Source organism: Brevundimonas sp. (assembly GCF_013912065.1).
Lineage (GTDB): Bacteria > Pseudomonadota > Alphaproteobacteria > Caulobacterales > Caulobacteraceae > Brevundimonas.
Window position 1 is genome coordinate 194,927 of the sequence record NZ_JACESA010000006.1, and the last position, 10,376, is coordinate 205,302.

The 10,376-nt window shown below is 67.7% G+C and carries 10 protein-coding genes and 3 pseudogenes; 10 read left to right on the forward strand and 3 right to left on the reverse strand.

What is annotated here, in order from left to right; all coding sequences use genetic code 11:
* Positions 1-59: 59 nt before the first annotated feature.
* From H2037_RS07420 to H2037_RS07430, 3 genes and pseudogenes are all read left to right on the forward strand, one after another.
* Positions 60-1,040 carry a threonine/serine dehydratase gene (locus tag H2037_RS07420; RefSeq protein ID WP_292119741.1) on the forward strand — a complete coding sequence of 327 codons (981 nt, stop codon included), beginning with the start codon at positions 60-62 and terminating at the stop codon, positions 1,038-1,040.
* Between the two features lie 64 nt (positions 1,041-1,104).
* Complete coding sequence (locus tag H2037_RS07425; RefSeq protein WP_292119744.1) at positions 1,105-1,557, forward strand: MaoC family dehydratase; 453 nt, start codon at positions 1,105-1,107, stop codon at positions 1,555-1,557.
* 237 nt (positions 1,558-1,794) lie between these two features.
* A pseudogene (locus H2037_RS07430) lies at positions 1,795-2,388 on the forward strand (outer membrane beta-barrel protein); the annotation flags it as partial.
* A 150-nt stretch (positions 2,389-2,538) separates the two neighbouring features.
* On the opposite strand, the pseudogene H2037_RS07435 reads toward H2037_RS07430, so the two are convergent.
* A pseudogene (locus H2037_RS07435) lies at positions 2,539-3,081 on the reverse strand (outer membrane beta-barrel protein); the annotation flags it as partial.
* A gap of 268 nt (positions 3,082-3,349) precedes the next feature.
* Between H2037_RS07435 and H2037_RS07440 the strand changes: the two are divergent.
* Complete coding sequence (locus H2037_RS07440) at positions 3,350-4,552, forward strand: acetyl-CoA C-acyltransferase (RefSeq protein ID WP_292119747.1); 1,203 nt, start codon at positions 3,350-3,352, stop codon at positions 4,550-4,552.
* Positions 4,553-4,642: 90 nt separating this feature from the next.
* Here H2037_RS07440 and H2037_RS07445 read toward each other — a convergent pair whose 3' ends face one another.
* Together H2037_RS07445 and H2037_RS07450 are read right to left on the reverse strand one after the other, a co-directional pair.
* Complete coding sequence (locus H2037_RS07445; RefSeq protein ID WP_292119750.1) at positions 4,643-5,230, reverse strand: demethoxyubiquinone hydroxylase family protein; 588 nt, start codon at positions 5,228-5,230, stop codon at positions 4,643-4,645.
* Positions 5,231-5,235: 5 nt separating this feature from the next.
* Positions 5,236-5,778 (reverse strand): disulfide bond formation protein B, encoded by a 543-nt coding sequence (locus H2037_RS07450; RefSeq protein WP_292119753.1) that lies wholly within the window; start codon positions 5,776-5,778, stop codon positions 5,236-5,238.
* 116 nt (positions 5,779-5,894) lie between these two features.
* Here H2037_RS07450 and H2037_RS07455 point away from each other — a divergent pair, with 116 nt between their 5' ends.
* The 6 genes and pseudogenes from H2037_RS07455 to H2037_RS07480 form a co-directional block, all read left to right on the forward strand.
* Positions 5,895-6,524, forward strand: a complete 630-nt coding sequence (locus H2037_RS07455) for an exopolysaccharide biosynthesis protein (protein WP_292119755.1) — start codon at positions 5,895-5,897, stop codon at positions 6,522-6,524.
* Between the two features lie 127 nt (positions 6,525-6,651).
* The gene (gene hppD / locus H2037_RS07460) at positions 6,652-7,776 is read left to right on the forward strand and encodes a 4-hydroxyphenylpyruvate dioxygenase (protein WP_292119786.1); all 1,125 of its coding nucleotides are present in this window, start codon (positions 6,652-6,654) and stop codon (positions 7,774-7,776) included.
* Positions 7,777-7,962, forward strand: a complete 186-nt coding sequence (locus H2037_RS07465) for a hypothetical protein (protein WP_292119758.1) — start codon at positions 7,777-7,779, stop codon at positions 7,960-7,962. It begins immediately after the preceding gene.
* A 318-nt stretch (positions 7,963-8,280) separates the two neighbouring features.
* A complete protein-coding gene (locus H2037_RS07470) occupies positions 8,281-9,318 on the forward strand; it encodes an isoaspartyl peptidase/L-asparaginase (RefSeq protein WP_292119762.1) in 1,038 nt (345 codons plus the stop codon).
* A gap of 57 nt (positions 9,319-9,375) precedes the next feature.
* Positions 9,376-9,642: a hypothetical protein gene (locus tag H2037_RS07475; RefSeq protein ID WP_292119765.1), complete on the forward strand. Its 267-nt coding sequence runs from the start codon at positions 9,376-9,378 to the stop codon at positions 9,640-9,642.
* A gap of 648 nt (positions 9,643-10,290) precedes the next feature.
* Positions 10,291-10,376: pseudogene (locus tag H2037_RS07480) on the forward strand (hypothetical protein); the annotation flags it as partial.

The window sequence follows — 10,376 nt, forward strand, 5'->3', positions numbered from 1 at the left end:
CGGTTTCTCTCCTTGTCGGCGCCTTACGCGGCGCTCGGTGGTTGGGCTAAGGGGAGCATATGACGACGCACCTGCCCAGCTATGAAGGCGTTCTGGACGCCGCCCGCCAGATCGACGGCGTCGCCGTCCGCACTCCCCTGATCGAAAGTCCCGCTCTGAACGCGGTGGTCGGCGGTCGGGTGCTGATGAAGGCGGAGAACCTGCAGCGCGCCGGCGCCTTCAAGTTCCGGGGCGCCTATAACCGCATCAGCCGTCTAAGCCCCGAGGAAAGAGCGCGTGGCGTCGTCGCCTTCTCGTCGGGCAATCATGCCCAGGGCGTAGCGGCGGCGGCGGCCCTTGTGGGGACGGCGGCCGTGATCGTCATGCCGTCGGATTCGCCCCAGGTGAAGGTCGAAGGCGTGATCGGCTTCGGCGGCGAGGTCCGTCTCTATGACCGCTGGACCGAAAGCCGCGAGGCGATCGGCGCGGCCATCGCCGGCGAGCGCGGCTCGGTCCTGGTGCCGCCGTTCGACGACCCCTTCATCATCGAGGGCCAGGGCACGACGGCTCTGGAGATGCTGGACCAGTCAGACGCGCCGATGGACCAGCTGCTGTGCGGCGCTTCCGGCGGGGGGCTGATGGCCGGGATCAATCTGGTCATGGCCGCGCGCAGCCCCGAGACCCGCGTCCTGGTGGTCGAGCCGGAAGCCTATGACGATACGGCGCGGTCGCTAGCGGCCGGGATGCGGGTCGGGCATCCGGAGGGACCGCCCTCGATCTGCGACGCCCTGATGGCGCCCATGCCGGGCGTGCTGACCTGGCCGATCAACCAGCGGTTGGCGGGGGCGGTCACGGTGTCCGACACAGAGGTCGCCGAGGCGGTGCGTTTCGCCTTCCGCCATCTGAAGCTGGTGGTCGAGCCGGGCGGGACGGTGTCCCTGGCGGCTCTGCTGGCCGGCAAGATTGCGGCGGAAGGCCGCATCACAGGCCTTGTCCTGTCCGGCGGCAATATCGACCCGGGCCTCTACGCCGAAATCATTGAGGGTCGTTTCAAGGGTTGATCCCTTCCCATCGGCTCGCGTCTCGGTCACCTTTCGGGAAACAAGAGCGAAAAAAGGGACGGCGATGACGAAACCAGGTGAGCTTCAGGAACTGATCGGTCGTGAGGTCGGGGTTTCCCGATGGTTCGAGGTCGACCAGGCGCGAATAGACGCCTTCGCCGACTGCACCGAAGACCGGCAGTTCATCCATGTGGATCCCGTGGCCGCCCAGGCTACGCCGTTCGGCGGGACCATCGCCCACGGCTTTCTTACCCTCAGCCTCGCTTCGGCGATGAGCTACGACGCCGTTCAGCCTCTGGACGGGTTGAAGATGGGTATCAACTACGGCTTCGACAAACTCCGGTTTCTGGCGCCCGTCTTGGCCGGGTCGCGGCTGAGGGGACGGTTTCGCCTGTTGTCGGCCGAGGACAAGGGAGCCGGCCGCTGGTTGTTGAAGCACGAGTTGACGGTGGAGATCGAAGGCGAGGACAAGCCTGCCCTCGTCGCCGAGTGGCTGGGAATGCAGGTGGTCGCCTGATACTCGATGATTGATGGTATGTGAGGCGCGAGGACAGATTGGGTCACAAAACGGCGAAAGATCGTCCAGCCCGGGATTATTTTGCTAATTTCACCTGTAGCATCAATAGCACGGTGCGAATTTCCACGCCCTCCACCGCCCAGTTTTCGCCTCGACCTTCCACGGCAACGCTGATAAGACACGCCCAGGCGGTAGACCCGCCCTAGATACAACAGGCGGAGGCTAACCCCTATGCATATGAAGACTTTCGTGCTGGCCTCCAGCGCAGCGGCCGCCCTGGCCCTGTCGGCTGGCTCCGCGTCGGCCGAGCCCAACGGCTGGTACGGCGCGATCGACGCCGGCTACCACGTGATCGACGACATCAACGCCGAGTCGTCGACCACGGGCGCGAACTGGAACTATGAAGTGAACGACGGCTGGGCGGCCTTCGCCCGTCTCGGCTATCGCTTCAACCCCAACTGGCGCGTGGAACTCGAAGGCGGCTACCGCTCGGGCGACATCGGCAAGATCCGCGCCGTGTCGGGCACCCAGGGCCTGTGCAACGTCACTCCGGCGACCGGCGGCTGCTTCTCCCCGGAAGGCGACATCGAATCCACCACCCTGATGGCCAACGTCATCTATGACTTCGGTTACGAAGCCTGGGGCGTGCGTCCGTTCGTCGGCCTCGGCGCCGGCGTGAACCGCGTCAACACCGAGACCGTCGGCTATCTGCGCGCCAACCGCGGCGCCGCCTTCGCCATCGACGACAGCTCGACCGAGTTCGCCGCTCAGGCGATCGCCGGTCTGGCCTGGGCCATCGGCGACCGCACCAACATCGACCTGACCTACCGCTACCTGACGGGCGACGCCTCCTGGGAGTCGACCACGGTCGGCACCGGCGCCGGCGCCGGTGCCGACCGTGGAAGACTCCCAGGAGGCGTCGCCCGTCAGGTAGCGGTAGGTCAGGTCGATGTTGGTGCGGTCGCCGATGGCCCAGGCCAGACCGGCGATCGCCTGAGCGGCGAACTCGGTCGAGCTGTCGTCGATGGCGAAGGCGGCGCCGCGGTTGGCGCGCAGATTGCCGACAGTCTCGGTGTTGACGCGGTTCACGCCGGCGCCGAGGCCGACGAACGGACGCACGCCCCAGGCTTCGTAACCGAAGTCATAGATGACGTTCGCCATCAGGGTGGTGGATTCGATGTCGCCTTCCGGGGAGAAGCAGCCGCCGGTCGCCGGAGTGACGTTGCACAGGCCCTGGGTGCCCGACACGGCGCGGATCTTGCCGATGTCGCCCGAGCGGTAGCCGCCTTCGAGTTCCACGCGCCAGTTGGGGTTGAAGCGATAGCCGAGACGGGCGAAGGCCGCCCAGCCGTCGTTCACTTCATAGTTCCAGTTCGCGCCCGTGGTCGACGACTCGGCGTTGATGTCGTCGATCACGTGGTAGCCGGCGTCGATCGCGCCGTACCAGCCGTTCGGTTCTGCCGAGGCCGCGCCGGCTGCGAACAGCCCCGCTACGGCGACGGAGGCGAGAAGTTTGAGCTTCATAGCTTCCTCATTCTGTAAAAATGCCCGAAGCCGAGCTGTCGCCCGACGTTCCCGAGCCGAACGGCACGGCTCGGACGTGGTTCCACACCCAGTCCAACGAATGTGGCGACTGTGGCGCCGTTTCAACACAATAACGAGAGCGCGACCGATAGGTCGAGGGATCGGGGTTCATCTCCGCCCTTGCGTTGACCCGACGTGAGGCGCCTAACTTCGGGCAACGAGAAACAGTCGATCGCCCCCCAGGGCGACGGACCCCAGGAGAAATCCCATGCGCGAAGCCGTCATCGTCTCCACCGCCCGGACCCCCATCGGGCGGGCCTATCGCGGCGCCTTCAACGACACCCAGGCCCAGCAGCTGGGCGCCCATGCGGTGAAACACGCGGTTCAGCGCGCCGGAGTCGATCCGGCCGAGATCGAGGACGTGATCATGGGCGCGGCCCTGCAGCAGGGCTCGACCGGGACCAATGTGGCGCGCCAGGTCGCCCTGGCCGCGGGATTGCCGTCTTCGGTTCCGGGCATGAGCCTGGACCGCCAGTGCGCCTCGGGCCTGATGGGGATCGCCACGGCCGCCAAACAGGTGATGTTCGATCAGCAGAAGATGGCGGTCGGCGGCGGGCTGGAGAGCATCTCCCTGGTCCAGAACCAGCATATGAACCTGTACCGCGGCAAGGACGAGGCCCTGCTGAAACTGGCGCCCCATATGTATATGTCGATGTTGGAGACGGCCGAGGTCGTGGCCCGGCGCTATAATATCGACCGCGACCGCCAGGACGAATACGCCCTCCAGTCCCAGCAGCGCACGGCCAAGGCCCAGGCCGAGGGCCGGCTGGACGCAGAGATCGTGCCGATGACCACCACCATGCTGGTCACGGACAAGGCGACCGGCGAAACCTCATCGAAGGAAGTGACCCTGTCCAAGGACGAGGGCAACCGGCCCGACACCACCCTGGAAGGCCTGAAGTCGCTGAAGCCGGTGTTCGGCAGCGGCGAGGAGATCCAGCAGGGCGAGTTCATCACCGCCGGCAATGCGTCGCAGCTGTCGGACGGCGCCTCCGCCTGCGTCATCATGGAGGCCGGCGAGGCGGTGAAACGCAATCTTCAGCCGCTCGGCGCCTATCGCGGCATGGCCGTCGCGGGTGTGGAGCCCGACGAAATGGGCATCGGCCCGGTCTACGCCGTGCCCAAACTGCTGAAACGCCACGGCCTGACGGTGGACGACATCGGCATCTGGGAGCTGAACGAGGCCTTCGCCGTCCAGGTCCTCTATTGCCGCGACACCCTGGGCATTCCCGACGAACTTCTGAACGTCTCGGGCGGCGCCATCTCCATCGGCCACCCCTACGGCATGTCGGGCGCCCGGATGACCGGCCACGTCCTGATCGAGGGCAAGCGGCGCGGGGCCAAATACGGCGTCGTCACCATGTGCATCGGCGGCGGCATGGGCGCGGCGGGATTGTTCGAGATCTTCTGAGGCTCCCGTCTCCTCCCTGTCGCGCAGCGACGGGGAGGTGGCGCGGCGCGGCTTCGCGGTCCCCTCCCCACGATGTGGGGAGAAGATGACCTAGACCTTCTCGCTGACCTTGATCGCCACCCGGCACCCGGCCTTGATCACGCCCGACAGCAGGCGATAGGCGGGCGCCTCGCGGCTGCCGTGTTCGATCGCGTGGTCGTGGTGGGCCAGTTCCTCGTCGCGGAACTGTTTCAGCTCGGCCGCCAGGGCCGGGTCGCGGTCGCCGATTTCGGCGATCTGGTCGGCATAGTGTTTCTCGATCACGCTCTCGACCGCCTCGGTGCAGGCGTGGGCCGCCTTTTCGCCCATCAGGGCCGTGCCGGCGCCCAGGGCCGAGGCCGCGATCCGCCACAGGGGCGTCATGACCGTGGGCCGAACCCGCCGTTCGTTCAGCAGCCGGTCGAACCGCGCCAGATGGACCGCCTCCTGGTCCTGCATCTCGCCCAGGTCGCGCACCATGTCGCCGTGCGCCTTGCGGCCTTCGAACACGGCCTTCTGGGCGCGATAGATCAGGACCGCCGCATATTCGCCGGCGTGATCGACGCGCAGGATCTCGTCCATCCGCGCCTTGTCGGCGCCCCGGCCCGGCCGAGGCAGAGGGGGGCGGTCCCGAGGAATGTCGCTGGTGGTCTCAGGCATGAGGCTCAGGCCTTTTCGATCCGGGGGGCGCGGGCGTCCTTGGGGCGTTTGGCCGCCAGCAGGCTGAATGTGGCCAACGCCAGCGAAATCAGGGCGTTCCAGCCGGCCATCGACAGGCCCAGCCAGCTCCAGGCCACGGAATCGCACATGGCCACCCGCTGGACCGGTCCCGTGCCCAGGGCCAGGGCGGTCAGGCTTTCCAGGTCGATGTCGCCGCCGCCCGCGCAGGTCGCCGGCAGGCTCCACCACTTATACTCGCCGCCCATGTGGAAGACGGCGGTGATCGCGCCGGTGGCGAAGACGGCCGCCAGCAGGAAGGACGCGATCCGGGGCGTGCCGCGCCGGCTTCCGCTCAGGATCGTCCAGGCCGTCGCCACCAGGGCCACGGCGACCGCGCCCCAATAGACCTCGCGCTGTTTGAGACACAGGTTGCAGGGCGCCAGGCCCGCGAACCGCTCGAACCCATGGGCCGCGGCCAGCATGACCACCGACGCGGCCAGGGCGAAGGCGGTCCACCAACGGGTCAACAGGCGATAGATGTCTCTCATCGTCCGAATATCTACCCCGCTCCAGCGTCGCCGTCGATGGACGGTTTCGGCTTCGCCGTGGCGCGGAGCATGCTAAGGCTTTTCGGCCCTTCCCTCCCCTTAGACCTAAAGCGCCCATGTCCGCCCCAGATTCGCACCAGGACGACGTCAGCCAGAACATCACCCGCCTGCTGCGCCGTCTGTCGGACGACGGGGGCGAGGCCGGCCTGACCCTGGACGAGATCCGCGACCGGCTGGACGAGCGGGCCTATGGCCTGCTGATCCTGCTGCTGTCCATTCCGTGCCTGGTGCCGGGCCTTTACGGCGTGCCCCAGGTGGTCGGAATCGCCATCATCCTGCTGGCCGCCCAGATGCTGGTTGGACGCCAGGAGCCCTGGCTGCCGCGCTGGCTGCTGAACCTGCGCGCCAAGGGATCCTGGCTGAAGGCCATGGCCGATTTCGCCGAGACGAAACTGGGCTGGATCGACCGGCTGTCCCGCCCCCGCCTGCGTCGCTTCGCCGACGGACCGGGCGAGAAGCTGGCGGCGGTCTTCATGATCCTGGCCACCCTGACCATCGTCCTGCCCCTGACCAACACCATCCCCTCGGTGGCCCTGGCTCTTCTGGCGGTCGGTCTGATTCAGCGTGACGGTCTGTTCGTCATCGGCGGCGTGGCGGTGACGACAGCCTGGGTGGCGATCCTCGGCGCAGTGGCGACCGGCCTTCTGCTGGGCGCCGAATGGGCGACACGGCTGCTGCCGGGCTAGGCGCCATCACGACCCTGTGGGTCCGCCTTGGCGATCCGGCCGTCCGCGACTAGGTTCCGCGCCAATCGGCGGCCCCTTTCGGTTAAGCCCGCCTCAGAAGCTACGCGGGAGACGCGCCATGAACGACATGACCTCAGCCCAGAACCAGGCCTCTAACCAAACCCCCGACCAGGTCACTGCGGAACAGATCGACCTGGAGAACCCCCTCGGCGTCGACGGATTCGAATTCGTCGAATTCACCGGCCCTGAACCCAAGGCGATGATTTCGCGCCTCGAACTGATGGGCTTCACCCAGACCCACGTGAACCCCAAGACCGACGTCGTCCGCCTGAAACAGGGCGACATCTCCTTCCTGGTCCATCGCACGCCGAACGGCCAGGCCCAGGCCTTCGCCGCCGATCACGGCCCCTCGGCCAACGGCATGGCCTTCCGCACCACCGACGCCAAGGCCGCCTATGAGGGCGCCCTGGCGCGCGGCGCCGTCGCGGCGACCGATGCGAACGGCGGAGCCCTGGGCGATCATCCCTATATCCTCCAGGGCATCGGCGGTTCGCTGCTTTATGTGATCGACCAGTACGGCGACGCCGGCTCCCTGTACGACGCCTGGGACGAGGTCGAGGGCTGGGAAGAGGCCGAGCGCAAGAACAATGTCGGCCTCGAGGTTCTGGACCACCTGACCCACAATGTCCGTCGCGGCCAGATGCGCACCTGGTCGGGCTTCTACGGCTCGGTGTTCAACTTCGAGGAGCAGAAGTATTTCGACATCAAGGGCAAGGCGACCGGCCTCTTCTCCCAGGCCATGATCGCCCCCGACCGCGCCATCCGCATTCCGCTGAACGAGAGCCAGGACGAGAACTCCCAGATCGAGGAATTCATCCGTCGCTACAACGGCGAAGGCATCCAGCACATCGCCCTGACGACCGAGAACATCTTCGAGACGGTCGAGGCCATGCGGGCGCGCGGCGTGGATTTCCAGGACACGATCGAGACCTATTTCGAACTGATCGACAAACGCCTGCCCAACCACGGCGAGGATGTGGAGCGGATGCGCAAGAACCGCATCCTGATCGACGGTTCGGACGAGGAGGGCCTGCTGCTGCAGATCTTCACCCAGGATACGTTCGGCCCGATCTTCTTCGAGATCATCCAGCGCAAGGGCAACGAGGGTTTCGGCAACGGCAATTTCCAGGCCCTGTTCGACTCGATCGAACTGGACCAGATCCGTCGCGGCGTCATCAAGGTCGACGCCTGAATGCGGATGCGGCCGCCGACCTGGCTGCCCTGGCTCGGCCCGGTCCTTGCGGCCGGCGCCGGAGCTGCGGCGGGGGAATATTGGCTGGGCGGCGGTTTCTGGACCGTGCTGCTCGCCGCCCTCGTCTGCGGCTTCGCCCCCATCGTCGCCTATCGGGTGTGGAAACGGCTGCATCATCGGGGCTGAGGGGCGCCCCCGTTCCCTGCCCGCTCCCCTCCCAATTCCGGTCGCCCCGCCACTGAAAATACAGTCTTTTTCAGATTTTCGGAGCAATCGACCTGACACGCCCTGAGGCCGGGCTACAATGACCGCCTCAATGGGGAGCCTGCCATGACGCGAACTGCACGGACCGCACTGTCTTTCTTCAGCACAGTCCCAGCCCTCCAGGGTCCGACCGCATCCGCCCCACCCGAAAAACGCACTAATCTGCACTCGAAAAAATCAGTCCGGCATGCGGCCCTGTCCGCTCTGACGGCCCTGGCCCTTCTGGCCGCATCCCCCGCCTTGGCCCAAACCCCGGCCCAGACTCAGCCCCGGACCCCGGCCCCGACCACGACCGACGCCCCCCGCTGGTCCCTGGCCATCCACGGCGGCGCCGGCGTGATCGAGCGGGCCGGCCTGACGCCGGAACAGGACGCCGCCTATCGCGCCAGCCTGAACCGGGCCCTGGCCGCCGGCGCGGCGGTGCTGGAAAGCGGCGGCGCGGCCCTCGACGCCGTCCAGGCCGCCGTCCAGGTGATGGAGGACGATCCCCTGTTCAACGCCGGGCGCGGCGCGGTCTTCACCGCCGCGGGCCGCAACGAATTGGACGCCGCCGTCATGAACGGCCCCGACCTGACCGCCGGCGCCGTCGCCGGCCTGACCACCACCCGTCACCCGATCGCCGCTGCCCGCGCCGTGATGGAACAGTCGCCGCACGTCATGCTGATCGGACCGGGCGCCGACGCCTTCGCCGCCCAGGCCGGCCTGGAACAGGTCGATCCCGCCTTCTTCTTCACCGAACGCCGCTGGCAGGGCCTGATCAAGGCCTTGACCGAGGCCGGCCTGCCCCTTCCCGAGCGCCGAGCCGGCGCGCCCGCACCCGGAGCCCAAGCCGCCGTCGCTCCGCCCCTGAACGAGAAGAAGTTCGGCACCGTCGGCGCCGTGGCCCTGGACAGTCAGGGCCGCCTCGCCGCCGCCACCTCGACCGGCGGAATGACCGCCAAACGCTGGGGCCGGGTCGGCGACGTCCCGATCATCGGCGCGGGCACCTACGCCTCCAACCGGGACGGCTGCGCGGTCTCCGCCACCGGGTCCGGCGAATATTTCATCCGCTCCACCGTGGCCCGCGACATCTGCCGCCGCACCGCCGACGGCGCGACCGTCCAGGCGGCGGCCGACGCCGAGATCGCCGACGTCGGCTCCATCGGCGGCGACGGCGGGGTCATCGTCATGGGCCTGACTGGAACCCCGGCCTTCGCCATGAACACCTCGGGCATGTATCGGGGGGCGGTCTCCAGCGCCGCTCCGGCGCAGGTCGCCATCTACGCCGATGAACCCTGAGCGGCGGTTTTCAGACTATTCAGACTATTCAGACCCTCTTTTTTTCAGACTGCCCCAATGACCCCGACCGACGACGAACTGACTGTGATGGCGCAAGAAGAGCTGGACGCCGCCTGCGCCATGCCTTTCGTCGAGCTGAAGAAGATCACCCCCTGGGGCGACAGCTTTGTCGGCTTCGCCCCGTCCGGCCGCGAGGTCGAGGTCGAGCGCCGCTATCTGTGGGCGGTTGAACCCGCGGGCGGGGTGGTGGTCGAGGTCGAGGTGCGCGACCCGGCGGCCCGCGCCGGGGCCGAGGCGAAAGCCCTGCTCACCGAACCGCGTTAACCTTTCACTTGGCCCAGCTTCGCGGCTGCGGCATGATGCCGGCAGCGGACAACGGGTCAGGCAGGGTGCGGCATGTCGGTGAGCGTCTCCAACTATCCGCAGGACTTTCCGCCCGCCGATGCGGCGGGGCTGGAGCCCGTTGATCCCACACTGTTTCTGGGCGTCCACCCGCTGCTGCTCCTGCTGCTGGCGGCCCTGATCCTGGCGCTGATGATGGGGGCCTGGCGCGCGGGCAAGGGCGGCGCGGCCGCCCTGCCGGACGCCTCCGAATCGATCTGGCGCGCCATCGACCGCGCCTGTCAGGCTGCGATGAAGGCCAACAGCGACGCCCTTCCGGGCCAGACCAAGGCGCTGCGGGCCGTGATCGACGACTGCCTGGGCGCCGTGGTGATGCTGGCGGACGGTCCGGCCAAGCCCTTGAAGACCATCGACCAGGCCTTGAAGGGCCGTATCAAGGAGCCGGTGAAGCCGAAGGACCCGCACCCGACGTCGCCGCATGGACATGGGCACGAGCATCCCCGCGCCCACGCCGACGGCAAGCCAACGCCCCGGCCCCAACCCGCGCACGTCACCATCATGTCCAGCAGCGTCGTCATCGCCGCCGACAGCCTGGTCTGCGAGGCCGAGCCGGTCGACTGTCGCCCCGCCTCGCCCCTGCCCCGCGCCTATCAGTGGGCCGACGGCTCGGCCTATGTGAACCACGTCGAACTGGTGCGCCGGGCGCGCGGCGCCGA